Annotated in this window: 27 protein-coding genes; 3 read left to right on the plus strand and 24 right to left on the minus strand. The window is 69.1% G+C overall.

What is annotated here, in order from left to right; translation table 11 throughout:
• Positions 1 to 5 precede the first annotated feature (5 nt).
• The 16 genes from nuoN to AC5L3X_RS06670 all read right to left on the minus strand — a co-directional run bounded on the left by nuoN (position 6) and on the right by AC5L3X_RS06670 (position 17721).
• On the minus strand, positions 6 to 1592 hold the full coding sequence (gene nuoN, locus AC5L3X_RS06595; protein WP_494855769.1) for an NADH-quinone oxidoreductase subunit NuoN: 1587 nt from the start codon (positions 1590 to 1592) through the stop codon (positions 6 to 8).
• On the minus strand, positions 1589 to 3154 hold the full coding sequence (locus AC5L3X_RS06600; protein WP_494855771.1) for an NADH-quinone oxidoreductase subunit M: 1566 nt from the start codon (positions 3152 to 3154) through the stop codon (positions 1589 to 1591). Before AC5L3X_RS06600 ends, nuoN begins: the two co-directional genes overlap by 4 nt.
• Positions 3154 to 4998, minus strand: coding sequence for an NADH-quinone oxidoreductase subunit L (gene nuoL / locus AC5L3X_RS06605; RefSeq protein ID WP_494856235.1), 1845 nt, complete (start codon positions 4996 to 4998; stop codon positions 3154 to 3156). Before nuoL ends, AC5L3X_RS06600 begins: the two co-directional genes overlap by 1 nt.
• A 73-nt stretch (positions 4999 to 5071) precedes the next feature.
• Positions 5072 to 5317 (minus strand): NADH-quinone oxidoreductase subunit NuoK, encoded by a 246-nt coding sequence (nuoK, locus tag AC5L3X_RS06610; RefSeq protein ID WP_049559522.1) that lies wholly within the window; start codon positions 5315 to 5317, stop codon positions 5072 to 5074.
• 47 nt (positions 5318 to 5364) lie between these two features.
• Positions 5365 to 6123, minus strand: a complete 759-nt coding sequence (locus AC5L3X_RS06615) for an NADH-quinone oxidoreductase subunit J (protein WP_189124927.1) — start codon at positions 6121 to 6123, stop codon at positions 5365 to 5367.
• Positions 6116 to 6631, minus strand: a complete 516-nt coding sequence (gene nuoI / locus AC5L3X_RS06620) for an NADH-quinone oxidoreductase subunit NuoI (protein WP_189124926.1) — start codon at positions 6629 to 6631, stop codon at positions 6116 to 6118. The genes AC5L3X_RS06615 and nuoI overlap by 8 nt, the downstream gene beginning before the upstream one ends.
• On the minus strand, positions 6618 to 7934 hold the full coding sequence (gene nuoH, locus AC5L3X_RS06625; protein WP_494855773.1) for an NADH-quinone oxidoreductase subunit NuoH: 1317 nt from the start codon (positions 7932 to 7934) through the stop codon (positions 6618 to 6620). The genes nuoI and nuoH overlap by 14 nt, the downstream gene beginning before the upstream one ends.
• Positions 7931 to 10318 (minus strand): NADH-quinone oxidoreductase subunit G, encoded by a 2388-nt coding sequence (locus tag AC5L3X_RS06630; RefSeq protein ID WP_494855775.1) that lies wholly within the window; start codon positions 10316 to 10318, stop codon positions 7931 to 7933. Before AC5L3X_RS06630 ends, nuoH begins: the two co-directional genes overlap by 4 nt.
• Positions 10315 to 11604, minus strand: coding sequence for an NADH-quinone oxidoreductase subunit NuoF (gene nuoF, locus AC5L3X_RS06635; RefSeq protein ID WP_189124923.1), 1290 nt, complete (start codon positions 11602 to 11604; stop codon positions 10315 to 10317). Before nuoF ends, AC5L3X_RS06630 begins: the two co-directional genes overlap by 4 nt.
• The gene (gene nuoE / locus AC5L3X_RS06640; RefSeq protein ID WP_308015960.1) at positions 11601 to 12278 is read right to left on the minus strand and encodes an NADH-quinone oxidoreductase subunit NuoE; all 678 of its coding nucleotides are present in this window, start codon (positions 12276 to 12278) and stop codon (positions 11601 to 11603) included. Before nuoE ends, nuoF begins: the two co-directional genes overlap by 4 nt.
• Positions 12279 to 12321: 43 nt before the next feature.
• Positions 12322 to 13647, minus strand: a complete 1326-nt coding sequence (locus AC5L3X_RS06645) for an NADH-quinone oxidoreductase subunit D (RefSeq protein WP_494855777.1) — start codon at positions 13645 to 13647, stop codon at positions 12322 to 12324.
• 46 nt (positions 13648 to 13693) lie between these two features.
• The gene (locus AC5L3X_RS06650) at positions 13694 to 14401 is read right to left on the minus strand and encodes an NADH-quinone oxidoreductase subunit C (protein WP_189124920.1); all 708 of its coding nucleotides are present in this window, start codon (positions 14399 to 14401) and stop codon (positions 13694 to 13696) included.
• Positions 14398 to 14949, minus strand: coding sequence for a NuoB/complex I 20 kDa subunit family protein (locus tag AC5L3X_RS06655; protein ID WP_189124919.1), 552 nt, complete (start codon positions 14947 to 14949; stop codon positions 14398 to 14400). The genes AC5L3X_RS06650 and AC5L3X_RS06655 overlap by 4 nt, the downstream gene beginning before the upstream one ends.
• Before the next feature lie 2 nt (positions 14950 to 14951).
• Complete coding sequence (locus AC5L3X_RS06660) at positions 14952 to 15347, minus strand: NADH-quinone oxidoreductase subunit A (RefSeq protein ID WP_189124918.1); 396 nt, start codon at positions 15345 to 15347, stop codon at positions 14952 to 14954.
• A 76-nt stretch (positions 15348 to 15423) separates the two neighbouring features.
• Positions 15424 to 16665: a geranylgeranyl reductase family protein gene (locus tag AC5L3X_RS06665; RefSeq protein WP_494855780.1), complete on the minus strand. Its 1242-nt coding sequence runs from the start codon at positions 16663 to 16665 to the stop codon at positions 15424 to 15426.
• Positions 16666 to 17004: 339 nt separating this feature from the next.
• Positions 17005 to 17721, minus strand: a complete 717-nt coding sequence (locus AC5L3X_RS06670) for a demethylmenaquinone methyltransferase (protein ID WP_494855782.1) — start codon at positions 17719 to 17721, stop codon at positions 17005 to 17007.
• A gap of 79 nt (positions 17722 to 17800) precedes the next feature.
• Between AC5L3X_RS06670 and AC5L3X_RS06675 the strand changes: the two genes are divergently transcribed.
• Entirely contained in the window at positions 17801 to 19015 is a 1215-nt protein-coding gene (locus AC5L3X_RS06675; RefSeq protein ID WP_494855784.1) for a delta-60 repeat domain-containing protein, read from the plus strand.
• Here AC5L3X_RS06675 and AC5L3X_RS06680 read toward each other — a convergent pair.
• Positions 19012 to 19230, minus strand: coding sequence for a DUF4229 domain-containing protein (locus AC5L3X_RS06680; protein ID WP_494855785.1), 219 nt, complete (start codon positions 19228 to 19230; stop codon positions 19012 to 19014). The two genes, AC5L3X_RS06675 and AC5L3X_RS06680, sit on opposite strands and share 4 nt — an antisense overlap.
• A gap of 254 nt (positions 19231 to 19484) precedes the next feature.
• Between AC5L3X_RS06680 and AC5L3X_RS06685 the strand changes: the two genes are divergently transcribed.
• Complete coding sequence (locus tag AC5L3X_RS06685) at positions 19485 to 19706, plus strand: BldC family transcriptional regulator (RefSeq protein WP_181616591.1); 222 nt, start codon at positions 19485 to 19487, stop codon at positions 19704 to 19706.
• Between the two features lie 217 nt (positions 19707 to 19923).
• Here the strand turns inward: AC5L3X_RS06685 and AC5L3X_RS06690 are convergent, their stop codons facing one another.
• Positions 19924 to 20166, minus strand: coding sequence for a hypothetical protein (locus AC5L3X_RS06690; RefSeq protein WP_189124913.1), 243 nt, complete (start codon positions 20164 to 20166; stop codon positions 19924 to 19926).
• A 10-nt stretch (positions 20167 to 20176) separates the two neighbouring features.
• A complete protein-coding gene (locus AC5L3X_RS06695) occupies positions 20177 to 21013 on the minus strand; it encodes a hypothetical protein (protein WP_494855786.1) in 837 nt (278 codons plus the stop codon).
• A 276-nt stretch (positions 21014 to 21289) separates the two neighbouring features.
• Here AC5L3X_RS06695 and AC5L3X_RS06700 point away from each other — a divergent pair, with 276 nt between their 5' ends.
• On the plus strand, positions 21290 to 21595 hold the full coding sequence (locus AC5L3X_RS06700; RefSeq protein WP_189124911.1) for a PLD nuclease N-terminal domain-containing protein: 306 nt from the start codon (positions 21290 to 21292) through the stop codon (positions 21593 to 21595).
• A gap of 69 nt (positions 21596 to 21664) precedes the next feature.
• Here the strand turns inward: AC5L3X_RS06700 and ccsB are convergent, their stop codons facing one another.
• The 5 genes from ccsB to AC5L3X_RS06725 form a co-directional block, all read right to left on the minus strand.
• The gene (gene ccsB / locus AC5L3X_RS06705; RefSeq protein WP_494855787.1) at positions 21665 to 22609 is read right to left on the minus strand and encodes a c-type cytochrome biogenesis protein CcsB; all 945 of its coding nucleotides are present in this window, start codon (positions 22607 to 22609) and stop codon (positions 21665 to 21667) included.
• Positions 22599 to 24161: a cytochrome c biogenesis protein ResB gene (gene resB / locus AC5L3X_RS06710; protein ID WP_494855788.1), complete on the minus strand. Its 1563-nt coding sequence runs from the start codon at positions 24159 to 24161 to the stop codon at positions 22599 to 22601. Before resB ends, ccsB begins: the two co-directional genes overlap by 11 nt.
• Positions 24161 to 24883, minus strand: a complete 723-nt coding sequence (locus tag AC5L3X_RS06715; RefSeq protein WP_189124908.1) for a cytochrome c biogenesis CcdA family protein — start codon at positions 24881 to 24883, stop codon at positions 24161 to 24163. Before AC5L3X_RS06715 ends, resB begins: the two co-directional genes overlap by 1 nt.
• Positions 24876 to 25451, minus strand: a complete 576-nt coding sequence (locus AC5L3X_RS06720) for a TlpA family protein disulfide reductase (RefSeq protein ID WP_189124907.1) — start codon at positions 25449 to 25451, stop codon at positions 24876 to 24878. The genes AC5L3X_RS06715 and AC5L3X_RS06720 overlap by 8 nt, the downstream gene beginning before the upstream one ends.
• Positions 25452 to 25543: 92 nt before the next feature.
• On the minus strand, positions 25544 to 26185 hold the full coding sequence (locus tag AC5L3X_RS06725) for a histidine phosphatase family protein (RefSeq protein ID WP_189124906.1): 642 nt from the start codon (positions 26183 to 26185) through the stop codon (positions 25544 to 25546).
• Positions 26186 to 26225: the final 40 nt, after the last annotated feature.

Genomic DNA, 26225 nt, shown 5'->3' on the forward strand with positions numbered 1-26225 from the left:
TCCCCTTATCTAATGAACAGGCCGGATGCCGCCTGGTTTGCGAGGTCAAGCACGGGCTGCGGGAAGAGCCCCACTCCTACCGTAACCAGCATCGCGACCGAGATGACGGCCACGGTCCCCGTACTCGGCACCGCGATCGACGGACCGTCCGCCGCCGCGTCGCTGAAGAACATCAGCACGATGACCCGGACGTAGAAGAACGCGGCGACCGCCGAGGCGACCACACCCAGCACGACCAGGCCGACCATCCAGCCGCCCAGCGAGTCGCCCACCTCGGCGCCGCTGCCGAGCGCCGCCGTGAACACGGCGTACTTTCCGAAGAAACCGCTCGTCAACGGGATGCCGGCGAAGGCCAGCAGGAAGAAGGCGAAGGTGCCGGCCAGCAGCGGCGACCGCTTGCCCAGCCCGGCCCAGCGCGACAGGTGCCACGCCTCGCCGCCGGGATCACGGACGATCGTCACCACGGCGAACGCGCCCACGGTGGTGAAGCCGTAGACCACCAGGTAGAACAGGATCGCCGAGAGCGAGCCCGAGTTGCCGGCCGGGGTGTCGAACGTGGCCATGACGCCGATGAGCAGGAAGCCCGCGTGCGCGATCGACGAGTAGGCGAGCATCCGCTTGATGTCGGTCTGCGTGATCGCCAGGATCGAGCCGACCAGCATGGTCAGGGCCGCGACGCCCCACATGACCGGGCGCCAGTCCCAGTCGAGGTTGCCCAGACCCACCCAGAACACCCGCAGCAGCGCGCCTACGGCGGCGACCAGGGTGCCGGAGGCCATGAGCGCGGTGATGGGAGTCGGGGCGCCCTGGTAGACATCCGGCTTCCACGCCTGGAAGGGCGCCGCACCGATCTTGAACAGCAGGCCCACGCCGAGCAGCGCCATCCCGATCAGCAGCAGCGGATCGAGCAGCACCCCGGTGGACAGCGCCTGGTTGATGCCGGGCAGCGACACCGTGCCGGCGTAGCCGTAGATCATGGCCATGCCGTACAGGAAGAACGCCGAGGAGAACGCGCCAAGCAGGAAGTACTTCATCGACGCCTCCTGCGAGAGCAGGCGGCGACGGCGGGCCAGGCCGCACAGGAGGTACAGCGGCAGCGACATGACCTCAAGGCCGACGAACATCGTCAGCAGGTCGTGGGCGGCGGGGAAGAGCATCATGCCGCCGACCGCGAACAGCACCAGCGGGTAGACCTCGGTGTGCCCGCCGCCGGCGGTCTCGGCCTCCTCCTCGTCGGCGCTGCCCGGCACGGCCGCGGCCGAGGCGACGAAGTGACCCTCGTCGTTGATCAGCAGCACGCACACGAACGACAGGACGAGGATGACGCCCCAGATGAACAGCGACGGCCCGTCGACGGCGACCGCGCCCATGGCGGCAGGCGTGGTGGGCAGGCTGCCCCGCAGCGCCTGTACGAGCACCAGGGCGAACCCGCCGGCGAGGGAGAGCAGCGTGAGCGGCACGTGGATCGACTTGCGCAGGTAGCGGGGCGCGAACGCCTCCACGAGCACGCCGATCACGGCCGCGCCGAAGACCAGCAGCAGCGGCGCCAGCAGGCCGTACTCGATCGTCGGCGCCTCGATGGCTCCGTTCACTGGCCGGCTCCCTTCTCAGCGATAGCCGGGTTGTCCACTTGTACGTTGACCAGCGTCTGGGTCACCGTGGGGTTGATCACGTCGAGCAGGGGCTTGGGGTAGAACCCGAAACCGATGATCAGCGCGACCAGCGGCGCCAGCACGAGGATCTCACGCACGTTGAGGTCCTTGAACGCCTTGACCGGCTCGGCGGTCGGCCCGTTCAGGGTGCGCTGCACCATCCACAGGATGTAGACGGCGGCCAGGATCACGGCCAGCGCCGAAATGCCGGCGGCCACACTCAGCGCGCCCGAACCGAAGGCCGTGCTGGAGTAGGCGCCGATCATCACCATGAACTCGCTGACGAAGGACGACAGCCCCGGCAGCGACAGTCCGGCCAGGCCGGCGACCAGGAAGAATCCCGCCAGCAGCGGGGCGACCTTCTGGACGCCTCCGTAGTCGGCGATGTGCGGCGAGCCGCGCCTGGAGATGAGGAACCCGGCGGCCAGGAAGAGCGCACCGGTGGCGAAGCCGTGGTTGACCATGTAGAGGGCGGCGCCCGCCTGGGCGACCTGCGACATGGCGAACACGCCCAGCACGATGAACCCGAAGTGGGAGATCGACGTGTAGGCGATCAGGCGCTTCATGTCGCTCTGCCCGATGGCCACGATCGCGCCGTAGATGATGCTGATGACCGCCAGCACCACGATCGGCATCGTGAACGCCTTGGCCGCGTCGGGGAACAACTCCAGGCAGAAGCGGAGCATCCCGAACGTGCCCACCTTGTCGAGCACGCCCACGAGCAGTACGGCTGCGCCGGCCGGGGCCTGCGCGGCCGCGTCGGGCAGCCAGGTGTGCACCGGCCAGAGCGGCGCCTTGATGGCGAAGGCGATGAAGAATCCGGCGAACAGCCACTTCTGCGTGGCCGGGTCCTGGATGACCCCGACGAGCTCGGGGAACATGAACGTGCCCTTGCCCGCGACCACGTACAGCCCGATCACCGCGACCAGCATGAGCAGGCCGCCGAACAGGGAGTAGAGCAGGAACTTCACGGCCGCGTAGGACCGCTGGGCGCCGCCGTACGACCCGATCATGAAGTACATCGGGATCAGCATGGCTTCGAAGAACACGTAGAAGAGGAAGACGTCGGTCGCCGCGAAGACGCCGATCATCATCGCTTCCAGGACGAGCAGCAGCGAGAAGTACGTCTTGACCGACCGCTTCGGCGTGATCAGCGTGCCGTCGGCGGTCCGGACCCCGTCGGCGTCGTGCCACGAGGCGAGCACCACGATCGGCACCAGCACCGCCGACAGCGCGATCAGGACGAGCGCGATGCCGTCGACGCCGACTCCGAAGTGCACCCCGAAGCTCGGGATCCAGTCGTAGACCGCCTCGAACTTGAACCGGTCACCGCTCGCCGACGGGAACTGGAACGCCATGACGAGCGTCAGCACCAGGACGACCAGCGACACCGCCAGCGTGACCTGCTTGGCCAGCTTGTCGCTCCCCTTGGGAAGCAGCGCCACCACGATGGCGCCCAGCACGGGCACCGCCATGAGGATCGGGAGCCAGAGTGACGACATCAGATGTTCCCAACGAGGAGCAGGGCGCCTGTCAGCAGGGCGGCGCCGATCAGGATGGACAACGCGTACGTTCTGGCGAAGCCCGTCTGGAGCCGCCGCAGCCGGCCCGAGGTCCCGCCGATGCCCGCCGCCAGCCCGTTGACCACCCCGTCGATGCCGCGGTTGTCGAAGAACACCGCGATCCGGGTCAGCCACTGGCCGGGGCGCATGAACAGCGATTCGTTGAGCGCGTCGCCGTACAGGTCACGCCGGGCGAACGTGGTGACGAACGAGCCGCGCGGCGCCACGACGGGCACCTCGGCCCGGCCGTACTTGAACCAGGCGAAGCCCGCGCCGACGGCCACCAGCGCGAGCGTGGTGAGGCCGGGAACGCTGGCGAAGTGGAACACCGGCAGGTCCGTGGGCCGTCCGACCGCGGGGGCCAGGAACTTCATGAGCGTGTTGCTCAGGATCAGGTAGCCGCCCAGGAAGATCGAGCCGATCGACAGGATGATCAGCGGCACCGTCATGACGGCCGGCGACTCGTGCGGGTGCGCGTCGGCGTCCCAGCGCTTCTCACCGAAGAACGTCATGAAGATCATGCGCGACATGTAGAAGCCGGTGATGCCGGCGCCCGCCACGGCCAGCCAGCCGAGGACCGGCTGGTGGTGAACGGCCGTCTCGATGATGCCGTCCTTGGTGAAGTAGCCGGACAGCAGCGGGAAGCCGATGATCGCCAGGTAGCCGACGATGAAGGTGACGAAGGTGATCGGCATGTACTTGCGGAGACCGCCGTACTTGCGCATGTTCACCTCGTCGTTCATGCCGTGCATGACCGAGCCGGCGCCGAGGAACATGTCGGCCTTGAAGAAGCCGTGCGTGATCAGGTGACCGATCGCGAAGGCGTAGCCCGCCGGGCCGAGACCCGCGCCGAGCATCATGTAGCCGATCTGCGACATCGTCGAGCCGGCCAGGCCCTTCTTGATGTCGTCCTTGGCGCAACCGATGATCGCACCGGCGAGCAGCGTGGCCGCGCCGACGATGGCGACGGCGAGCGCCGCGGTCGAGCCCTCGGGGAAGAAGAACGCGCCCGAGCGGACCACCAGGTAGACGCCGGCGGTGACCATGGTCGCGGCGTGGATGAGGGCGGAGACCGGGGTCGGGCCCTCCATCGCGTCGAGCAGCCAGGACTGCAGCGGCAGCTGGGCCGACTTGCCGCACGCGCCGAGGAGCAGCAGCAGGCCGATGGCCAGCGTGGTGCCGTCCTGGACGCCGTTGACCTTGGCGCCCAGGTCGCCGAAGGCGAGGGTGCCGAACGAGGTCCAGATGATGAACATGCCGACCAGCAGCCCGAAGTCGCCGACCCGGTTGACGATGAACGCCTTCTTGGCGGCGACCGCGGCCGACGGCTTGAACTGCCAGAACCCGATCAGCAGGTAGGAGGCCAGGCCGACGCCCTCCCAGCCGATGAACAGCCCGACATAGTTGTCGGACAGCACCAGCAGGAGCATCGCGGCGACGAACAGGTTGAGGTACGCGAAGAACCTGCGCCGGTCGGGGTCGTGCGCCATGTAGCCGATCGAGTAGATGTGGATCAGCGATCCGACACCGGTGATCAGCAGCGCGAAGCTGATCGACAGCGGGTCGATGAGCAACCCCATGTCGACCATGCCGGGAATGAACTCATACAGATGTACGGCTTGCCGACGCTGGTCGTCCGGCAGGCCGATCAGCGCGAAGAACCCCAGCACCGCCACGACGAACGAGGCGAGGGACATGGCCACGCCCAGCAGATGGCCCCACCGGTTGGTCTTCCGCCCGAGGACGAGCAGGATCGCCGCGCCCAGCAGGGGAAGCACGATCATGAGCCAGGAGAGCCCGATCACGCCACCAGCGGTGTGCTGGACGATCTCAACAGGAGATTCCACCAGTCACCTCTTAGTACTTCAGCAGGTTGGCGTCGTCCACGGACGCCGACCTGCGGGTTCGGAAGATCGTCACGATGATGGCCAGGCCTACCACGACCTCGGCCGCTGCCACCACCATCACGAAGAACGCGATGATCTGGCCCTCAAGATTGCCGACCTGCCGGGCGAACGTGACGAACGCGAGGTTGCAGGCGTTGAGCATGAGCTCGACGCACATGAACACCACGATCGCGTTGCGCCGGATCAGCACGCCCATCGCGCCGATGGCGAACAGCAGGCCCGACAGGATGAGGTATTGGGTGGTCACTTGGACTCCTCCTCAGCCGAGTGCTTGATGGCCTCGGCCAGCGCGGGGTCCTCCGGAAGGTGGCCCTGCTCGACGTCGAAGCGGGCGATGTAGCGGTTGACGGAGGTCTCCGCCACCGTGCCGTCGGGCAGCCGGGCCGGCATGTCGATGGCGTTGCCGCTGGCGTACGTGCCGGGGCCGGGCAGCGGCGACGGCTGGTCGCTGAGGAACCGGGCGCGCGAGAGGTCCTTCTGGGTGACCTTCTCGGTCAGCCGCTCGCGGTGCGCCAGCACCATCGCGCCGAGCGCGGCGGTGATCAGCAGCGCCGAGGTGACCTCGAACGCGAACACGTACTTGGTGAAGAGCAGCAACGCGATCGAGCGGATGTAGCCGCCCTGCGCCGTGGCCGCGGCGAGCCCGGCCGGCTCGGCGAACACCACGTTGCCCACGGCGAGCACGATCAGCGCCGCGAAGCCGAGCCCGGCGATCGCGGCCCAGAAGCGCTGGCCCTTCAGGGTCTCGACGAGCGAGTCGGTGGAGTCGACGCCGACCAGCATGAGCACGAACAGGAAGAGCATCATGACGGCGCCGGTGTAGACGATGATCTGCACCGCGGCCAGGAAGGGCGCGTCCTGCACGGCGTACATGACCGCCAGGCAGAGCATCACGGTGCCGAGCATCAGCGCGGAGTAGACGGCCTTCCGGTTGAAGACCATGCCGAGCGCGGCGCCGACCGACACGACGGCGAGCACCCAGAACGTGATGGCCTCACCCATTGGTCCGTCCCAGCCGGTAGTAGTCCTCTTCGGTCTCGCCGAGCCGCATGGGGTGCGGAGGCTGCTCCATCCCCTGCGTCAGCGGGGCGAGGAGCATCTCCTTGGTATAGATGAGGCCCTCGCGGTTGCTGTCGGCGAGTTCGTACTCGTTGGTCATCGTGAGCGCCCGGGTCGGGCACGCCTCGATGCAGAGGCCGCAGAGGATGCACCGCAGATAGTTGATCTGGTAGGTGCGGCCGTAGCGCTCACCAGGCGAGAAGCGCTCCTCGTCGGTGTTGTCGGCACCCTCCACGAAGATCGCGTCGGCCGGACACGCCCAGGCGCACAACTCGCAGCCGACGCACTTCTCCAGCCCGTCCGGCCAGCGGTTGAGCTGGTGCCGCCCGTGGAAGCGCGGGGCCGTCGGCCTCTTCTCCTCCGGGTAGTTGACCGTGACGGGCTTCTTGAACATCGTGTGGAAGGTGACCCCGAAGCCTTTGACGGGGTTCAGGAAATCAGTTAGTCCCACTGGGAATCTCCTTGTGCTGCACCCCGTGGTAGTGCGGCAGATCGAGCGGCGGCACAGGGAAGCCACCTGCCGTCGGCTCGTTGGACAGCTCCTCGAACTCGGCCTCGACCTCGGCCTTCCTCGCTTCCCTGCGCCGCTGGTTGACCGTGTCGAACCTGAGCCAGATCGCGATCGCGCCGAACAGGATGGCCACGCCGATGCCGGCGACCACGTAGAGGTCTCCTTCGAACCGGCCGCCGTAGACGTACATCACGGTCCGGACGGCGGCGACGAGCAGGATCCAGGCCAGGTTGAGCGGGATCAGCACCTTCCAGCCGAGGGCCATGAGCTGGTCGTACCGCACCCGTGGCAGGGACGCGCGCACCCACACGATGAAGCAGAAGGTCAGCACGAACTTGATGAAGAACCACAGGAAGGGCAGCCAGCCCTCGTTGGCGCCGTCCCACATCGAGATCGGCCAGGGGGCCCGCCAGCCGCCGAGGAAGAGCGTGACCGCGATTCCGGAGGCGACGAACGTGTGAAGGTACTCGCCCATCATGATCACGGCGAACTTCAGCGACGAGGAGTATTCGGTCTGGAACCCGCCGACCAGCTCGCCCTCGCCCTCGGGCAGGTCGAACGGGATGCGCGCGGCCTCGCCGAACATGCAGATCACGTAGATGAGGAACGACGGGATCAGCAGCACCGCGAACCAGGTCGGCTCCTGTGCCGCGACGATCTCCGAGGTGGACAGCGTCCCGGCGAACAGGAAGACGCCGACGAACGACAGACCCATCGCGATCTCGTACGAGACCACCTGGGCCGCCGACCGCAACCCGCCCAGCAGCGCGTACGGCGAGCGGGACGACCAGCCGGCCAGCACCACGCCGTAGACCGAGATGGCGCCCATGGCCAGCATGAACAGCACGGCCACCGGGAGGTCGACCAGCTGCAGCGGCGTCTCGACGCCGAACAGGTTGACCATCGGCCCCATCGGGATGATGGAGAAGGCCAGGAAGGCCGGGATCACCATGATGACGGGCGCCATCAGGTAGAGCACCTTGTCGACGGTCCGCGGGAAGAGGTCCTCCTTGAGGCCCATCTTGATGCCGTCGGCGACCGATTGCAGCAGACCGAACGTGCCGGCCCGGTTGGGGCCGTAGCGGTTCTGCATCCGCGCGATCAGCTTGCGCTCGAACCAGACGCCGAACAGGATGCCCAGCATCAGGAAGACGAAGAGCAGCACGGCCTTGATGATGGTGATCCAGAGCGGATCCTTGCCGAAGTCGGCAAGGGTCGGATCGGCCGCGAGAACGTGGATCATGAAGCGCTCCCGATCGTGACGATGTCGCCGGCCACCGCGCCGAGGTCACGGGTGACCGAGCAGCCGCCCGAGTTGGACGGCACCCAGACCACCCGATCGGGCAGGTCGGCGATCCGGACGGGCAGCGTGACGGGGTTGGGTCCCGGCCCGCCGACGACGACCTTGTCACCGTCGGCGACGCCGATCTCCACCGCCGTGACCGCCGAGATCAGCGCCTCGGCGGGGCGAGCGGTGCCCGCGAGGTACGGCTCGCCGTCCTGCAGGCGGCCGTCGTCGAGCAGCAGGTGCCAGCTGGCCAGCAGCGCCTCGCCCTGGGCGGGCGCGGCCTGGGAGCGGGTGGCGGCGCTGGGCGCCGTGACCCGGGTGCCGCGCCACGCGCCGAGCGCGCTCAGCTCGCGCCGCGCGGCCGCGGCGTCCGGCAGGCCCAGGTGGACGTCCATCCGGTCGGCGATGGCGCCGAGCGCGGCGAGCTCGCTCTGCAGGCCCGGCACCTTGAACGGCGCCTCGAACGAGCGTCCGCGGCCCTCCCAGTTGACGAACGTGCCGCCCTTCTCCTGGACGGAGGCGACCGGCAGGACCACGTCGGCGCGGTCGGTGACGGCGCTGGCCCGGATCTCCAGGCTGACGATGAACGGCGTGCGCTCCAGCGCGTCGAGCGCGGCGGCGGGATCGGCCAGGTCGAAGGGATCGACCCCGGCCACCACCAGCGCGTCGAGCTCGCCCTCACGGGCCGCGGCGAGGATGCCCGCGGTGTCGAGGCCCGGCGTGGCGGGCAGCGAGCTCACGTTCCACGCCCTGGCGACCTCGGCCCGGGCGCTCTCGTCGTCGACCGGGCGGCCGATCGGCAGCAGGTTGGGCAGCGCGCCGGCCTCGATCGCGCCCCGCTCGCCGGCCCTGCGCGGGACCCAGCCGAGCCGGGCGCCCGACGCGGCGCTGAGTCGTACCAGGGCGGACAGGGCGCCGGGGACGGTGGCCAGCCGCTCACCGGCGAGCACGATCGTGCCCTCGGCGAGGGTGCCGACCAGGTCGCCGATCGCGTCGGCCTCGCCGCCGGGGGCGGTGCGGATGAGCGTCCCGCCCATCTTGGCCAGCCCGTTGGTGGCGAACGGCGCGATCGCGGTGACCTTGAGCCCCCGCTTCATCCACGCCTTGCGCAGCCGCAGGAAGACGATCGGCGACTCCTCCTCGGGCTCGAACCCGACGAGCAGCACGCCGGGCGCGCTCTCCAGGTCGGCGTAGGAGATCTCGATGCCCCGGCCCGCGACCTCGTGGGCCAGGAAGCGCGCCTCCTCGGCGGAGTGCGGTCTGGCGCGGAAGTCGATGTCGTTGCTGCCGAGCGCGATCCGGGCGAACTTGGCGTAGCCGTACGCCTCCTCGACCGTGGCGCGGCCACCGACCAGCACGCCGGCCTTGCCGCGGGCGGCGGCGAGCCCCCGGGCGGCGGCGTCGAGCGCCTCGGGCCACGAGGCGGGCACCAGCACGCCCTCCTCGTCACGGACCAGCGGCGTCTGCAGGCGGTCGGGCTGCGTGGCGTAGCTGAACGCCCAGCGGCCCTTGTCGCAGTTCCACTCCTCGTTGACCTGCGGGTCGTTGCCCGCCAGGCGGCGGGTGACCCGGCCGCGCCGGTGGTCGGTGCGCAGCGCGCAGCCGGAGGCGCAGTGCTCGCACGCGCTCGGCGTGGACACCAGGTCGAACGGGCGGGCCCGGAACCGGTAGGCGGCGCCGGTGAGCGCGCCCACCGGGCAGATCTGCACCGTGTTGCCGGAGAAGTAGGACTGGAACGGCTCGCCGTCGGCGATGCCGACCTGCTCCTTGGCGCCCCGCTCGAAGAAGTCGATGAACGGGTCACCGGCGATCTGGTCGGAGAACCGGATGCACCGCGCGCACTGGACGCAGCGCTCGCGGTCGAGCAGCACCTCGGTGGACAGCGGGACCGGCTTGGCGAAGGTCCGCTTCTGCTCCTGGAACCTCGACTCGCCCTGCCCGTTGGACATGGCCTGGTTCTGCAGGGGGCACTCGCCGCCCTTGTCGCAGACCGGGCAGTCGAGCGGGTGGTTGATGAGCAGGAACTCCATGGCCGCCCGCTGCGCCTTCTCGGCGACCGGGGAGGTCAGCTGGGTCTGCACCACCATGCCCTCGGCGACCTCGATCGCGCACGACGGCTGCGGCTTGGGGAAGCCCCGGCCGTTGCCCGCGTCGGGGATGTCGACCAGGCACTGGCGGCAGTTGGCCGCCGGGTCGAGCAGCGGGTGGTCGCAGAACCTGGGGATCTGGATGCCGAGCAGCTCGGCCGCCCTGATGATCAGGGTGCCCTTGGGGACGCTGACCTGGAACCCGTCGATGGTGAGGGTCACCAGGTTGGTCTCTACGGCGGTTGTCGTCACTGGTCACCCCAGAGAGTGGACTTCTTCGCGTCGAACGGGCAGCCGCCGACCTCGAAGTGCTTCAGGTACTCGTCGCGGAAGTACTTCACCGAGGAGTGGATCGGGCTCGTCGCGCCGTCGCCCAGGGCGCAGAACGAACGGCCCAGGATGTTGTCCGCGATGTCGGTGATCGTGGACAGGTCCTCCTCGGTGCCCTGGCCCTTCTCCAGGCGCTTGAGCACCTGCTTGAGCCAGAAGGTGCCCTCGCGGCACGGCGTGCACTTGCCACACGACTCGTGGGCGTAGAACTCGGTCCAGCGCAGCACCGTACGGACCACGCAGGTGGTCTCGTCGAAGATCTGCAGGGCGCGGGTGCCGAGCATGGAGCCCTTGGCGCCGACCGCCTCGAAGTCGAGCGGCACGTCCAGGTGCTCGGCGGTGAAGATCGGCGTGGACGAGCCGCCGGGGGTCCAGAACTTGATCTCGTGTCCGGCGCGGATCCCGCCCGCCATGTCGAGCAGCTCGGCGAGCGTGATGCCCAGCGGGGCCTCGTACTGGCCGGGCCGGGTGACGTGGCCGCTCAGCGAGAAGATGCCGAAGCCCTTGGACTTCTCGGTGCCCATCCCGGCGAACCAGTCGGCGCCGTTGGCCACGATCGAGGGAACGCTGGCGATGGACTCGACGTTGTTGACCACAGTGGGCGAGGCGTAGAGGCCCGCCACGGCGGGGAAGGGAGGCTTGAGCCGCGGTTGGCCCCTGAATCCCTCCAGCGAGTCGAGCAGCGCCGTCTCCTCGCCGCAGATGTAGGCGCCCGCGCCGCTGTGCACGACGAGTTCGAGGTCGTAGCCGGAGCCGAAGATGTCGGCGCCGAGGTAGCCCTTCTCGTACGCCTCCCGCACGGCCGCGTGCAGCCGGCGGATGACGTGCAGCACCTCGCCGCGCACGTAGATGAAGGCGTGGTTGGCCCGGATCGCGTAGGCCGTGATGATGACGCCCTCGACCAGCGAGTGCGGGTTGGCCATCATCAGCGGGACGTCCTTGCAGGTGCCCGGCTCCGACTCGTCGGCGTTGACGACGAGATAGTGCGGCTTGCCGTCGCCCTGCGGGATGAAGCCCCACTTCATGCCGGTCGGGAAGCCGGCGCCACCGCGGCCGCGCAGGCCGGAGTCCTTGACGGCCTGGATGACGGCGTCGGGGTCCATGCCCAGCGCCTTCTTCGCCGCCTCGTAGGGCCCGTAGCCGTCGATGGTGAAGGAGTCGGCCTGGTCCCAGTTGGCGGTGAGGACCGGTGTCAGGGTGGTGCTCATGCCTCGGGGGCCTTCCATCCGTTGGCCTTGGCGACCTTGAGGCCCTCCAGCGAGGCGCCCGCGGCCGAGGGCCCGTCGCCCGCCAGGTCGTCGGGCAGCCCGGCGAGCACTCGCGAGGCGTCCTTGAAGGTGCACAGCTTCTTGGGGCCGCGCGTGGGCCGCACGTCCTTGCCGTCGCGCAGGTCGTCGACGAGCTGCTTGGCCGAGTCGGGGGTCTGGTTGTCGAAGAACTCCCAGTTGACCATCATGACCGGCGCGAAGTCGCAGGCCGCGTTGCATTCGAGGCGTTCCAGCGAGACCTTGCCGTCGGGGGTGGTCTCCTCGTGGCCGACGCCGACGTGCTCGCTCAGCTCTTCCCAGATCTCGTCGCCGCCCATGACCGCGCAGAGCGCGTTGATGCAGACGCCCACGTGGTAGTCGCCCGCCGGCCTGCGCTTGTACATGGTGTAGAAGGTCGAGACCCCGACGACCTCGGCCTTGCTGAGGCCCAGCAGCTCGGCGCAGAACTCCTGCCCGGCGTCGGAGACGTAGCCGTCCTCCGACTGCACCAGGTGGAGCAGCGGAAGCAGGGCCGACCGCGCCTTCGGGTAGCGGCCGATGATCTCCTTGGCGTCCCGCTCGAGACGCTCCCGGACTTCCGGTGGATACGTCACGCGTCCTCCTCGGTCGGACACGTGGCAAGCGTGCTGTGTCCGATTGTTCGTTCGCTGCGCTCACTCACCTGTCCACACCTCCCATGACGGGGTCGATAGATGCCACCGCGGCGATGACGTCGGCGACCTGGCCGCCCTCGGACATCGCGGGGACGGCCTGCAGGTTCGTGAAGGACGGCTCGCGGAAGTGCACCCGGTAGGGGCGGGTGCCGCCGTCGCTCACCACGTGCGCGCCGAGCTCGCCCTTGGGCGACTCGATCGGCACGTACACCTGCCCGGCCGGCACCCTGAAGCCCTCGGTCACCAGCTTGAAGTGGTGGATGAGGGCCTCCATGGAGCTGCCCATGATGTGCGCGATGTGGTCGGGCGAGTTGCCGAAGCCGTCGGGGCCGAGCGCGAGCTGCGCGGGCCAGCCGATCTTCTTGTCCTCGATCATCACCGGGTCGCCCTTGAGCGGGCCGGCGAGCCGGTCGAGCGCCTGCTCGATGATCTTGAGCGACTCCTCCATCTCCTGCATGCGCACGAGATAGCGGGAGTAGACGTCGCAGCCGCGCTGGCTGGCCACGTCGAACTCGTAGGTCTCGTAGCCGCAGTAGGGCTGCGACTTGCGCAGGTCCCACGGCAGGCCCGCGGCCCGCAGGATCGGCCCGGTGATGCCGAGCGCCATGCAGCCGGTCAGGTCGAGGTAGGCCACGTCACGGGTACGGCGCACGTAGACGGGGTTCGCGTCGAGCAGCTTGCGGATGTCCTTGATCCGCTTGGGCATCTCCTTGAGGAACGCGCCCACCTTGTCGACCGCGCCCGCGGGCAGGTCGACGCTCACCCCGCCGGGACGCACGTACGCGTGGTTCATGCGCAGGCCGGTGATGTACTCGAACAGGTCCATGACCATCTCGCGGTCGCGGTAGCCGAAGAGGAACGGCGTGGTCGCGCCCAGCTCCATGCCGAACGTGCCCATCGCGACCAGGTGCGAGGAGATGCGGTTGAGCTCCATCATCATCACGCGGATGGCCGAGGCCCGGTCGGGGATCCGGTCCTCGATGCCGAGCAGCCGCTCGACGCCCAGGCAGTAGGCCGTCTCGTTGAAGATCGGCGACAGGTAGTCCATCCGGGTGACGAACGTGGTGCCCTGGGTCCACGTCCGGTATTCCATGTTCTTCTCGATGCCGGTGTGCAGGTAGCCGATGACGCTGCGCGCCTCGGTGACCGTCTCACCGTCGAGGGTCAGCACCAGCCTCAGCACGCCGTGCGTGGACGGGTGCTGCGGGCCCATGTTGACGACCAGGCGTTCCTCGCCGGAGTCGCGGGCCCCGCTGACGACCTCGTCCCAGTCGCCCCCGTTGACCGAGTAGACCTTGCCTTCCGTGGCCTCGTCGTAGCCGGTGGTCATCAGTGGTCCTCGCTTCGCTCGTCAACGCATCGCCCGACATGCTCGCTCACGCGTACGACCTCCTGTGGTCGGGCGAGGGGATCGTGGCGCCCCGGTACTCGACCGGGATGCCGCCGAGCGGGTAGTCCTTGCGCTGCGGGTGGCCGTCCCAGTCGTCCGGCATCATGATCCGGGTGAGACCGGGGTGACCGTCGAAGACGATCCCGAAGAAGTCGTACGCCTCGCGCTCGTGCCAGTCATGACCAGGGTAAACGCCGACCGTCGATGGAATGTGCGGGTCGGCGTCGGGGCAGCTCGCCTCGACGCGGACCCGCCGGTTGTGCGTGATCGAGCAGAGGTGGATGACCGCGTGCAGCTCCTCCCCCGCCAGGTGCGGGTAGTGGACGCCGGTCACGCCGAGCGAGAGCTCGAAGCGCAGGGCCGGGTCGTCGCGGAGCTTCTGGCAGACCTCGACCAGGCGCTCGCGCCTGACGTGCAGCGTGAGCTCGCCCCGGTCGACGACGACGCGCTCGATGGCGTCGTCGAGGCCCAGGGTGTCGACCAGCTCGTCGAAGTAGCCGCCGTAGGGCCGGGGCGTCGACAGCTGCGGCGCCCGGCGTACGACGAGGCCGCCGTAGCCGGAGGTGTCGCCGGAGTCCGCGGCCCCGAACATGCCGCGCCGGGCGACCGGCGCGTCGGCCGCGCCGGGCACCTTGGCGACCTCGGGCCCCTCGGCGGATTCGGGGACCTCGGGGAGATTGTCTGGCGAGGTCACTTCGCGGCCCCCTGGTCGATCAGCGGCAGCGTGCGCAGCGCCCGCAGCTCGAGCTCGTCGATCTGCTTGGCCCGGTGCGCGCCGAACTTCATGTTCTGGATCTTGTCGTGCAGCTTCACGATCGCGTCGATCAGCATCTCGGGCCGCGGCGGGCAGCCGGGCAGGTAGATGTCGACGGGCACGACGTGGTCGACGCCCTGGACGATCGCGTAGTTGTTGAACATGCCGCCGCTGGAGGCGCACACGCCCATCGCGATGACCCACTTGGGCTCGGCCATCTGGTCGTAGATCTGCCGCAGCACGGGCGCCATCTTCTGCGACACGCGACCCGCCACGATCATCAGGTCGGCCTGACGTGGAGACGCCGAAGCGCGCTCCATGCCGAAGCGCGCGAGGTCGTAGTGGGGGCCGCCGGTGGCCATCAGCTCGATGGCGCAGCAGGCGAGACCGAACGTGGCCGGCCACACGGAGTTCTTGCGCGCCCAGCCCGCGGCCTGCTCGACCGTGCTGAGGATGAACCCGCTGGGGAGTTTCTCTTCAAGTCCCATTTTCAGTCCCAGTCCAGACCCTTGCGACGCCACACGTACGCGTACGCGACGAGCACGGTGAGGATGAACAGCAGCATCTCCACCAGCGCGAACACCCCGAGGCCCGACGAGAGCACGCTGCCGGCGTCGTTCGTCAGCGGCGCGAAGGAGACGGCCCAGGGGTAGAGGAAGATGATCTCGATGTCGAACACGATGAACAGCATCGCGGTGACCATGTATTTGAGCGGGAACCGTCCGCCACCGACCGGCTGGGGCGTCGGCTCGATGCCGCATTCGTATGCGTCAAGCTTGGCGCGGTTCCAGCGCTTGGGACCGGTGAAGGGGGCGATGGCGACCGAGAAGATCGCGAAGCCCCCCGCGAGAACGGCGAGCACCAGGATGGGCACGTAAAGGTCCATCGCTACGCCTCCTCCGGAGTCGCCGCGCGCGCGGGCGAGCGGCCTGATCTATGCGTTTGCCTGGCAAGTCTGAGATTCATGCTGGTGGCGCGACCTTCGAGAGTGCGTTGATGATCTTGTCCGACGCATCGCCCCGCCGGTCGGTGAGATTACCAAGGAGTTTGAGAGCGAAGCGCATCAGCCTCGGGTGGGGCAACCCGTGCCTGGTGCCGAAACTCATCACACCGGGCTTTCCGATCGCCTCGACAAACCATCTGCCCAAAGTGAAATATCCGCCGTAAACATCCTTCAGCACCTGAGGGTACGTCCGCAGGATGCGTTCCTGAGCCGCGGGGGTGCCCGCACGGAGCGCCTTCGCGATCACCTCCGCGGCGATCTCGCCCGTCTCCATGGCGTAGGCGATGCCCTCGCCGTTGAACGGGTTGATCGCCCCGCCCGAGTCGCCCACGAGCACGAGGCCGCGGGTGTAGTGCGGCTGGCGGTTGAAGGCCATCGGGAGCGCGGCGCCGCGGATCGGGCCCCGCATGTTCTCCTCAGTGAAGCCCCACTCGGCCGGCATCGCCTTGCACCAGCGCTTCAGCAGGTCGCGGTAGTCGATGTTGCCGAAGTGGGCGCTGGTGTTGAGCAGCCCGAGCCCCACGTTGGCGGTGCCGTCGCCGACGCCGAACACCCAGCCGTAGCCGGGCAGCAGCGTGTCGTCGTCCCACAGCTCCAGCCACGTCTCGAGGTAGTCGTCGTCGTGGCGCGGGCTCTCGAAGTAAGTTCGTACGGCCACGCCCATCGGGCGGTCCGCACGCTTGTGCAGCCCCATTCCGAGGGCTAGGCGCGTGCTGTTGCCGTCGGCGGCCACCACCAACCGGCCGCGGTAGGTCGTCCCGTCCTTGGTGGTCACGCCCACCACGTGACCGCTGCGGTCGTCGAGGACCGGCGCGGTGACGTTGACGCCCTCCATCAGTCGCACGCCGCCCTTCTTGACGGCGTTGACCGCGACGATCTCGTCGAAGTCCTTACGGGTGCGTACGAGCCCGAAGTCGGGGAACCGGTCCAGCCGCGGCCAGTCGAGCTCGAACCGCAGCCCGCCGCCGACGACCCGGAGCCCCTTGTTCCTGATCCAGCCGGGAGCGTCGATGTCGACGCCCATGTTCATCAGCTGCTTGACCGCCCGGGGGGTGAGCCCGTCTCCGCAGACCTTCTCCCGGGGGAATCTGGTCTTCTCCAGGAGCAGCACGTCGAGACCGGCCCGAGCGAGATAGAAGGCGGTCGCCGAGCCGGCGGGACCGGCGCCGACGACGATGACGTCGGCGTCAGGTGTGCTCATGGTCGCGCCCGCTTCGCCATGCGTCGGCTCCTGGGTCGCTCTCTCGCGTCGAGCTCCTGCGCTTGGAGTTCGGCTGTTGGCACGGTCACTGGACTGTCCTGTCCTACGCGGGTCGAAGGTCTTGGGGTGTCGCGCCTTCGTTCCTTTGTGAACCTCTTCACAAACTGGTCGGCCCGCAGTCTAACCCTTTTCGAGCACAAAGTGGCAGTCAGGGACAGGTCCGGTAACAAAAGTAGGCCCCCCGTCAAGAACGGAGGGCCGTATACAGCTCGACACGCCGAGCTCGGACCTGGCACGCGCTCGGCCCTGGTGGGCGCTCGCACCCGCTCACCATGGGGCTCAGGCGGACTTGAAGCCCCTGTGCACGGCGACGATGCCCATGGAGAGGTTGCGCCAGGCCACCCGCCGCCAGCCGGCGTCCTGGATCGTGCGCGCGAGGGTCGGCTGGTCGGGCCAGTCCCTGATCGACTCGGCGAGGTACTCGTAGGAGTCGTCGTTGGACCCGAACACCTGGGCCACCTTGGGCAGCAGCCGCATCAGGTATTCGCGGTAGACGCGGTCGAACATGGGGACCGTCACGTGCGAGAACTCCAGGATGACCAGCCGCCCGCCGGGCCTGGTCACGCGGAGCATCTCGCGCAGCGCCTGCGAGGTGTCGTGCACGTTGCGCAGCGCCACCGAGATCGTCACCGCGTCGAAGCTGTCGTCGGCGAACGGCAGCCGCATCGCGTCACCGGCGATGAAGGGCACGCCCTGCCCGCTCAGCGCGTTGCCGCCGTGGCGTCGTACGCCGGTGCGGAGCATGCCGAGGGAGAAGTCGGAGGCGATCGCGCGCGCGCCCAGGGTGGTGAACGCGTCGGTGGACGTGCCGGTGCCGGCTCCGAGGTCGAGGACGACCTCACCGGGCCCCGCGTCGACGGCGGCGGCCACCGCCTTGCGCCAGAACCGGACCTGCCCCAAGGAGATCACGTCATTGACCAGGTCGTAGCGCCGGGCCGTGCGATCGAACATCGCGGCGACCTGGTCGGGCTGCTTGTCCAATTGAGCGCGCGTCATGGGCCCAAGCCTACGGGCTATCCCGACAATCAACCGAAAGTAGTCACACCACTACTCTGTGTCTGCTAGAACTTGGCGAATGCTTGCCCGTGCCGCCCTTGCGGCGTTCATCGCCCTCGCTCCCGTCGCGCACTCGCGTGTCGTGTCGGCCGACCCGGTCGACACGACGCCCCACGTGCTCGACGGCATCGTCAACAGCATCGCCCTGGTCGGCGGCACCACCGTCGTCGTGGGCGGTTCGTTCACCGAGGTGGCCGACTCCTCGCGGTCGTTCTCGGTCACGCGCGACAATCTGTTCGCCTACGACCTGGCCACCGGCCGCATCCTGCCGGACTTCGCGCCGCAGGTCGACGGGACCGTGTACGGCCTGGCGGCCGGCGACGACGGCACCGTCTACGTGGGCGGCGACTTCCCCGAGGTCAACGGCTGGCCCGCGAAGGCGCTCGCCCGGCTCCGCCTGCTCGACGGCTCGCTCGTGGCCACCTTCGAGCCCGGCATCGCGGGCGGCATGGTGACGACACTGGCCAGGCGAGGTTCGCAGCTGTACGCGGGCGGTGAGTTCACCCGGCCGCGGACGGCGCTGGCCAGGCTCGACGCCACGACGGGCGCGGCCGATCCGATGTTCGCCATCAAGCCGGGCTCACCGCTGACACCCAGGACCAGGGTTCACGCCCTCGCCGTCACGGCCGACCGGCTGGTGGTCGACGGCAGCTTCACCACGCTCGACGACAAGCCGAGGCATCAGCTCGGGGTCATCGACATCAGCCGGCCCACACCCACGGTCGCCCCCTGGCGGACCACCACCTACGCCACGGCGTGCAAGCCTGAGTTCCCTTCCTACGTGCGCGGGCTGGACGTCTCGCCGGACGGGTCCTATTTCGTCGTGGTGACCACGGGCGGCCCCCTGGGCAGCAAGCGGATGTGCGACACGGCGGCCAGGTTCGAGACGCTCACCAGGAGCGAGAGCGTCCGGCCGACGTGGATCAACCACACCGGCGGCGACTCGCTCTATTCGGTGTCGGTGACGGGGGCCGCGGTCTACGTCGGGGGTCATCTGCGGTGGCTGGACAACCCCGGCGGTCGTGACTCCGCCGGGCCGGGAGCGGTGCCCCGTGAAGGCATTGGCGCCATTCATCCGCGTACCGGAAAGGCGCTCAGCTGGAATCCCGGGCGATCACGTGGGATCGGGGTGAAGGCATTTCTTGCCCACCCCGGTGGCCTACTGGTTGGTAGTGACACGACGAGACTCGGCGGGGAGTACCATGCCCGGATTGGCATGTTCCCCCTGCCCTAGTCGCCCTGAGGCTTCGGCTGGTCGATCTTGCCGCTGATTCGCGCGCTCATGGCGTCACGCTGCTTCGACAGCAGCACGTAGCTGGCGATGCCGCTGACCAAGAAAGACACTGCGATCAGCACCAGCAGGTTTTGCAGACCGACCAGATAGAGGACAGCCGCGGTCACCAGGAACAGGGCGACCCGCGACGCGGTGTAAACGAGAACTGGACGCACACGTCGAGGTTACTCGCCCGACAGTGCGCTCGGTCTTCGCATCTGGCGCGCGCGCTGCTACTGTGCCCAGTTAGGGAGTTTCGTAAAGAAACACCCACGAGAGCCCCAAAGAGGCTCTATCATATAACAATCGGGCAGTCAGCTGATAACAACCCGTGATCTTTGTCGAAACCACGGATAAATCAGGCTTCGCTCGACACACTAGTTACCTGTCCGCCCGCTGGCAGGAAGCGGGATGCGAGGGGGAGAGATTGGTGGAGAGTAGCAGCGAGCGTCTGCTGACCCCGGGAGAGGTTGCCGCCCTCTTCCGGGTAGACCCAAAGACAGTTACGCGCTGGGCTGCGGCAGGCCGCATCAGTAGTATCCGCACCCCCGGAGGGCATCGGCGGTTCCGCGAGTCGGAAGTGCACGCCCTTCTCCGAGGCGAGGACGTTCTTACGGCCGACAGGCCAACAGGTGAGTCCCCGCGCGTCTGACGTTCCGTCATCATCGGTGATCCTGTGAGCCAGGATCACCGCGACGGGATGCCGTCCAGGAATGTGCACGGCATGGGAGGGCGCCAACCGCCGATCGTGGCTGGCGTCTCTCCATGCCTGTGACGCGCCCTCCAGCCCGGCCCGCGCCGCGCCGACCCCGACGTGCCTTCCTCCCGTCGCCGAGCCTCCTCGGGACCGCTGAACCTCTTCCGAGCCGCTAGGCCTCCTCCTGCTCCGCCTTGAACGCGAGGAACTCCTGCTCCAGCTCGTCGTTGCCGGCCTGCCACAGCCGCCGCCGCTCGGCCAGCTCCTCCTCCGTCAGCGACTCCGGCAGCCACTGGTCGTATTCGGGGTCACCAGGTTCGAGCTCCACGTACGCGTTGCCGATGAGCCGCCCGTCTTCGCTCGTCAGGCTCCGCGGCACGCGCAGGGTCCCGTCAGCGAGCCGGATGACGTGCATGGCTGATCACCTAGATTCCGTAGCGCCGGTTGAAGAAGAGCATGACGTTCAGGGCCATCCGCGTGTCGCCCCTGAGCATGTCGACGAGTGCCGGCCGCTGGCGCGAGGCGATCGCGGCGAACGCGTCGGCGAAGAACTCCTTGCGGCCCAGCCCGCCGCCCTGGCGGTGGAAGGCCGAGGCCAGCAGCGGCGTGACCTCCTCGTAGAGTGCCACGAAGGCGGGCGAGTCGGAGACCCAGTCGCCGTAGACCGAGTCGACGTCGTCGATGGCGTGGCCGACCTCGTGCATCATCACGTCCGGCGTGGGTGAGGGCCGGTCGCCCACCACGATCTTGCGATCGCCGTACGCGCCCGCGCAGATGTCCCACGAAGCCCGCCCCGACGGCAGCGGGGCGCCGCGCAGGTAACCCATGTCGTCGAGGTCCGGCACGCCGCCGGGGCCAACGTAGATCCCTTCGAGCCCGCCGGCCAGGAGTTCCTTGAGCCGTTCGGGCAGCCTGGCGAGGCTCTCCACGGCCCGTACGACCTCGGCCGGAGGGGGGCCGAGGCGCGCGTCCCACTGACGGTGCAGGATCGCCTCCAGCTTGCCGCAGTGGCGCAGCCCGTCGCCCATCGAGGGCGCGTCGGGGCGGTTGGGCTGGGCCCGGGGAGGTGTGTCGTCCAGTTCGAAGTCGTGCCAGGTGTACTGGGGGCGTTCGGCCACGGCCGCGGACAGTCGCTCGCCGCCCTCCCAGCGCTGGCGGCGCTCGCGCGGCCGGACGCCCTCACGCGAGACGGGACGCGGGCGCTGGGTCTCCTGTCCGGTGAAGCGGTGGTCGGCGCCGTTGCGGGCCGGCCGGTCTTTCACCCAGACGGAACGATCGGCCTCCGGAGGCGCCTCCCTGCGACGGGAGAAAAGGTATGACCCACGTCGCCACCAACGACCCCGCCGATGGCGGCCCTTGTCGTGAGAAAAGGCCATCGCACCTCTCCACGCGAGCCGCCGGGCGGCGGGAAGGGCTGCCCCGGGGGAAGGCGGACTCCGCTGAATCGTGTTCTACCGTACGACGCCGATCATCCCTAGTCACCCGAAATGGTGCATGCATCTGACACGATCACGTCGCGGATGGCTTACAGTTCGGGCATGGCAGGTGTCCTTGTCGGCCTGGCGCTGCTGGCCTTCTGGCTCTACTCACTCTTCGACGTCATCACCAGTCCGGAAGACGAGGTTAGGAACGTACCAAAGCCACTCTGGATGTTGATCGTGGCTTTGATCCCGATTGCGGGCGGGCTGCTCTGGCTGGTTCGCGGCCGTCCCCAGACCCCCCGATCCGAGTGGCGGTCCTCGCCGCAGGCCGGCTCCGCTCCCCCGGCCGCTCCCCCCAAGGGGCCCGACGACGACCCCGAGTTCCTCCGCGAGCTCGAACGCCGCATGCGCGGCGACGACTGAGCGCACGCACGCCGAAGAGGCCACCGTTCGCACGGAGGCCTCTCACGGCAGGTTCGTACGGCCCTCAGCTCACAGGTCGGCGTAGCTGTGCAGCCCTGAGAGGAAGATGTTCACGCCGATCAGGTTGAACATCAGGCAGGCGAACGCCACCAGCTGGATGATCGTCGCCGGCCGCCCGCGCCAGCCGCCGGTGGCCCGCGCGTGCAGGTAGGCCGCGTAGGCCACCCACGTGATGAAGGACCAGACCTCCTTGGGGTCCCAGCCCCAGTAGCGCCCCCACGCCTTGTCGGCCCAGAGCGCGCCCGTGATGACGGCGAACGTCCACAGCGGGAAGGCCACCACGATCGCCCGGTGGGCCACCCGCTCCAGGTCGGCCCGCGACGGCAGCCGCGACGGACCGTCGCCGCGCACCAGGTAGAGGCCCCCGGACGCCGCGCCCACCACGAACAGGCCGCTGGCCAGCACGGCCGCGGAGACGTGGATCGCCACCCAGTAGGAGTCGAGCGCGGGCACCACCGGCCCCGCGGACGTGTAGAGCAGCCGGGCGGCGGCGCCGAGCCCCACCGCCGCCGCGATCATCACGAAGGAGCCCAGGAAGCGCACGTTGTAGCGGACCTGGGTGACGAGGAAGGCGGTCACCGCGGCGAAGCAGAGCGCGACGACGAACTCGTACATGTTGCCCCACGGCCACCGCTCCACGGCCAGGCCCCGGGTGAGGATGGCGGCGAGGTTGGCCGCCCAGCCCACCCAGCCGAGCGCCAGACCCGCGACACCGGTCTTGGCGGCCCAGGCCGGCGGCTCGACGTCTCCGGGCGGCGCCTCGACCGGCTCGTCGGGCGCCGCGTCGGCGCCCGCCCCCACGGCGACGGGCCGCCGCGCGGGCACGGCGGGCGCGTCGGCCCGGACCCGCCCGAAGGCCAGCTCCGCCGCGAACGCGATCATGGAAAAGAGGTAGAGCAGAATGGCGCCGACCACGAACAGGTCGCTCACCTCGGCTAGCTGCTCAGCGGGCATCCTTGTCTCCTGCTGATAGGACCTTCACGATGTCGTCGAACTCCTCGGCGAAGCCCGCCGCGGAGCCCTCGGTGCGGGTCAGGCCGCCCACCTCGACCATGCCGTCCTTGACCCGCACCCAGACCCGGCGGCGCCGGATGGTCAGCGAGAGCGCGATGGAGACGGTGGCGAGCGCGGCGAAGACCAGGGCGGGCACCCGGCCCGGATCGTAGGCGATCTGGAGCGTGATCCACTCCTTGACGCCGGTGAACTCCAGCTTGCCCGCCCCCTGCGGCAGGTCGACCGACTGGCCGACGGCGAGCGGCTTGGGCACGGCGGTGCCCATGAGCAGCGGGGTGAGCTTGCTCATGGCCTCGGGCGGCGCGAGCTCGTAGACGGACTGCGGCTTGCCCGAGCGCATCCCCAGGTCGCCGGAGAAGGCCCCGAGGACCTGCACCTCCGGCTGGATCGCGCCCGGGAAGGCGGAGGCGTAGGAGCCGTCGACCAGCGGGACGCTCGTCGGCAGGAACCGCAGCAGGAACCCGAGCTGCTGGGGCTGGGCGTCGGGCGCCTTGACCACGCACCCGGAGGTGTACGTGGGCTTGTCCTCGATGAGGCACGGCACCGGCCCCTCGTAGGCCACCTCGCCCTTGCCGTCGGTCACCCGGAACACGGGCGCGTAGCCGTGACCGATCAGGTAGGTCTGCGTGCCGTTGATCTCCAGTGGCTCGTTGACCTTGAGCTCGTAGGGCCGCTCGGCCGCCCCGGGCGCGTCGTTGACCCGGAGGAAGGCGGAGTAGTCGAGCTCCTGCCCCTTCTTCTCGCCCTCGACCTGGTAGGTGGCCTGGAAGTCGGTCAACTGGAACGCGAACGGCTCCAGCGACTCGGCGGACACCTGGCTGCCGGGAATGAACCGGTCGTAGGCGGCCACGGTGTTGGCGAAGCCGTCGCCCTCGACGACCAGGACGTTGCCGCGGTAGCCGTACAGGGAGCCGAAGCCCACGGCGACCAGCAGGCCGAGCAGCGAGATGTGAAAGACCAGGTTGCCGGTCTCGCGCAGGTAGCCCTTCTCGGCGGACACCCACCCGTCGCCGGTGTCGACCCGGAAGCGCCGCCGGCGCAGCCGTCTGGCGGCCTCCTCGACCGTCAGGTCGCCGGAGAAGGCGGCCGAGTGCGGCAGCCGCGACAGGTTGCGCGGCGCGGCCGGCGGGCGGCGGCGCAGCTCGCGCAGGTAGGTCGAGGTGCGCGGGATGATGCAGCCGATCAGCGAGGTGAACAGCAGCAGGTAGATGGCGGCGAACCAGACCGAGGTGAAGACGTCGAAGAGCTGGAACCGGTCGTACCACTCGGCCAGCGTCGGGTCGTTCTCGTAGAGCTGCGCCACCTTGTCGGGGTCGACCCCGCGCTGCGGCACCAGCGAGCCGGGCACCGACGCCAGGGCGAACAGGAAGAGCAGGATCAGCGCCGTCTTCATCGAGGTGAGCGTGCGCCACGTCCAGCGCAGCCAGCCCATGACCCCGAGCCCGACCGGCCCCTTGGCCGCCTGCTTCCGCTCCAACTCGTCGACGCTCATCAGATCACCGGCCTGAACGTGCCGATGAGCCCCTGCATGGTCGCGATGATCTCTCCCCACAGGCCGGTCACGAGCATGACGCCCACGGCCACCATCATCCCGCCGCCGATCCTGGTGATCAGGCGGGAGTGCCGCCGGACCGCCCGGAACGTACGCAACGCCCTGCTGTAGGCGAAGGCGGCGATCACGAAGGGCAGCCCGAGCCCGAGCGAGTAGGCCACGGCGAGCAGCGCTCCCCTGGAGGCGCTCCCCTCGTTGAGCCCGAGCGTGAGCACGACCGCCAGCGTGGGCCCGATGCACGGGGTCCAGCCCAGGCCGAACACCACGCCGAGCAGCGGCGCCCCGGCCAGCCCCGCCGAGGGCACCCGGTGGATGCGCACGTCGCGCATCAGCCCGGGCAGCACGCCGAGGAAGGCCAGCCCGAGCAGGATGGTCAGCACGCCGAGCACCCGCGTGATGATCTCGGCGTTGCCCAGCATCACCGAGCCGAGCCCGCCGAACAGCGCCCCGCTGAGCACGAACACGACCGCGAATCCGGCGACGAACAGCGTCGTGCCGAGCACCAGCCGGCCCCGCCTGGGGTCGGCGCTCATGCCCGTCACATAGGACAGGTAGCCGGGCACGAGCGGCAGCACGCACGGCGAGAGGAACGACACGACCCCGGCGAGGACCGCGATGGGCACGGCCAGCAGCAGCGAGCCGGAGGCCACGACGTCACTCATCGCGCACCTTGGTGACCGTGTTCATCAGGTCGGTGTAGCGGACCGCGCCGAGCGCCCGGGCGGCGATGCGGCCCTGCTTGTCGATGATCAGGGTGGACGGGATGGCCGCGGGCGGCACCGTGCCCTGGAAGGCCAGCGCCACCTTGCCCGGCTGGTCGAAGATGCTGGGGTAGCCGGTCTGCTCGGTGCGCTCGAAGGCCAGCGCGTCGGCCTTGCGGTCCTTGAAGTCGACCCCGATGAACTCGACCCCGGTGCCCTTGGTCTTGGCGGCCACGTCCTTGAGCACCGGCGCCTCGGCCCGGCATGGCCCGCACCAGGACGCCCAGAAGTTGAGCACCACGACCTTGCCCTTGTGGGCGGCCAGCGAAGCGGTGCCGCCGTCGAGCGTCGGACCCTCGACCGAGGGCGCCGCCTGACGGTCGGTCGCGGTGAACACCTGCATCTTCCCGTCGCCCGCGACGAAGCGCGTGTCGCCCGCCTGAGGCTGCCCGCCCTGGTTGCCCGCGCAGCCCGCGGCGCTCACGGTGAGCGCTGCCAGGAGGACGAGGGAGATGGACTTCGCGCGCACGGGGAAGATCTCCTTGTACTACAAGAGGTAGAGCTTGCAACTCTACCGGCGGAACCGGACGCCCGGCACGCTGGGGCCCTCCCCGCTCGCGGTCAGGCCCCCGGGATCGTCGGCCCCTGGCTGAGCGACCCGGCCGGCTCGCTGTAGCCGACGCTGACGAGGCGGTCGCCGTCGAAGGTGAACGTGGTGAGGCTGGCCAGCCCGCACTGCCTGCGCCTCGGATCGTGCACGAACCTGCGGCGTCCCTCGGCCGCCATCCTGATCGTCCAGATCGGCAGCTGGTGGCTGACCAGCACCGCCTCGTGGCCGCGCGCCGCCTTGCGGGCGTCGTCGACCATCGTCCGCATGCGCTCGATGATCAGCGGATAGGGCTCGCCCCACGAGGGCCGCATCGGGTTCCAGAAGTAGCGGTAGTTGCGGGGGTTGCGCAGGATGGCCAGGCCCTGGCCGACCATGCGGCCTTCGAGCATGTTGCCGGCCTCGATCAGCCGGTCGTCCACCTCGGGTTCGAGCCCGAACGTCGCGGCCAGCGGGGCCGCCGTCTCCAGGGCCCGTTCCAGCGGTGAGCTGTAGAGGGCGACGACGTCGCGGCCGGCCACCGCCTTGGCGACCGTCTCTGCCATCAGGCGGCCCGTCTCGGACAGGTGGTAGCCGGGCAGCCTGCCGTAGAGGATGCCGCCGGGGTTGTGCACCTCGCCGTGACGCATCAGGTGGACGACAGTGGTTTCAGCCATGGTGTGCCTCAGCCTATCCGCTCACGTACCGCTCGCGGCG

Source organism: Nonomuraea sp. CX421 (assembly GCF_059358955.1).

Bases quoted from the DNA above. Each gene is read 5' to 3' on its own strand.
- AC5L3X_RS06600 (WP_494855771.1), bottom strand. From the start codon at position 3,154: ATGTCGTCACTCTGGCTCCCGATCCTCATGGCGGTGCCCGTGCTGGGC.
- nuoL (WP_494856235.1), bottom strand. From the start codon at position 4,998: ATGATCGTGCTTCCCCTGCTGGGCGCGGCGATCCTGCTCGTCCTCGGG.
- nuoK (WP_049559522.1), bottom strand. From the start codon at position 5,317: ATGGGCGTGCTGATCCGGCGCAACGCGATCGTGGTGTTCATGTGCGTC.
- AC5L3X_RS06615 (WP_189124927.1), bottom strand. From the start codon at position 6,123: ATGGGTGAGGCCATCACGTTCTGGGTGCTCGCCGTCGTGTCGGTCGGC.
- nuoH (WP_494855773.1), bottom strand. From the start codon at position 7,934: ATGATCCACGTTCTCGCGGCCGATCCGACCCTTGCCGACTTCGGCAAG.
- nuoF (WP_189124923.1), bottom strand. From the start codon at position 11,604: ATGAGCACCACCCTGACACCGGTCCTCACCGCCAACTGGGACCAGGCC.
- AC5L3X_RS06645 (WP_494855777.1), bottom strand. From the start codon at position 13,647: ATGACCACCGGCTACGACGAGGCCACGGAAGGCAAGGTCTACTCGGTC.
- AC5L3X_RS06655 (WP_189124919.1), bottom strand. From the start codon at position 14,949: ATGGGACTTGAAGAGAAACTCCCCAGCGGGTTCATCCTCAGCACGGTC.
- AC5L3X_RS06660 (WP_189124918.1), bottom strand. From the start codon at position 15,347: ATGGACCTTTACGTGCCCATCCTGGTGCTCGCCGTTCTCGCGGGGGGC.
- AC5L3X_RS06665 (WP_494855780.1), bottom strand. From the start codon at position 16,665: ATGAGCACACCTGACGCCGACGTCATCGTCGTCGGCGCCGGTCCCGCC.
- AC5L3X_RS06670 (WP_494855782.1), bottom strand. From the start codon at position 17,721: ATGACGCGCGCTCAATTGGACAAGCAGCCCGACCAGGTCGCCGCGATG.
- AC5L3X_RS06675 (WP_494855784.1), top strand. From the start codon at position 17,801: ATGCTTGCCCGTGCCGCCCTTGCGGCGTTCATCGCCCTCGCTCCCGTC.
- AC5L3X_RS06690 (WP_189124913.1), bottom strand. From the start codon at position 20,166: ATGCACGTCATCCGGCTCGCTGACGGGACCCTGCGCGTGCCGCGGAGC.
- AC5L3X_RS06700 (WP_189124911.1), top strand. From the start codon at position 21,290: ATGGCAGGTGTCCTTGTCGGCCTGGCGCTGCTGGCCTTCTGGCTCTAC.
- ccsB (WP_494855787.1), bottom strand. From the start codon at position 22,609: ATGCCCGCTGAGCAGCTAGCCGAGGTGAGCGACCTGTTCGTGGTCGGC.
- resB (WP_494855788.1), bottom strand. From the start codon at position 24,161: ATGAGCGTCGACGAGTTGGAGCGGAAGCAGGCGGCCAAGGGGCCGGTC.
- AC5L3X_RS06715 (WP_189124908.1), bottom strand. From the start codon at position 24,883: ATGAGTGACGTCGTGGCCTCCGGCTCGCTGCTGCTGGCCGTGCCCATC.
- AC5L3X_RS06725 (WP_189124906.1), bottom strand. From the start codon at position 26,185: ATGGCTGAAACCACTGTCGTCCACCTGATGCGTCACGGCGAGGTGCAC.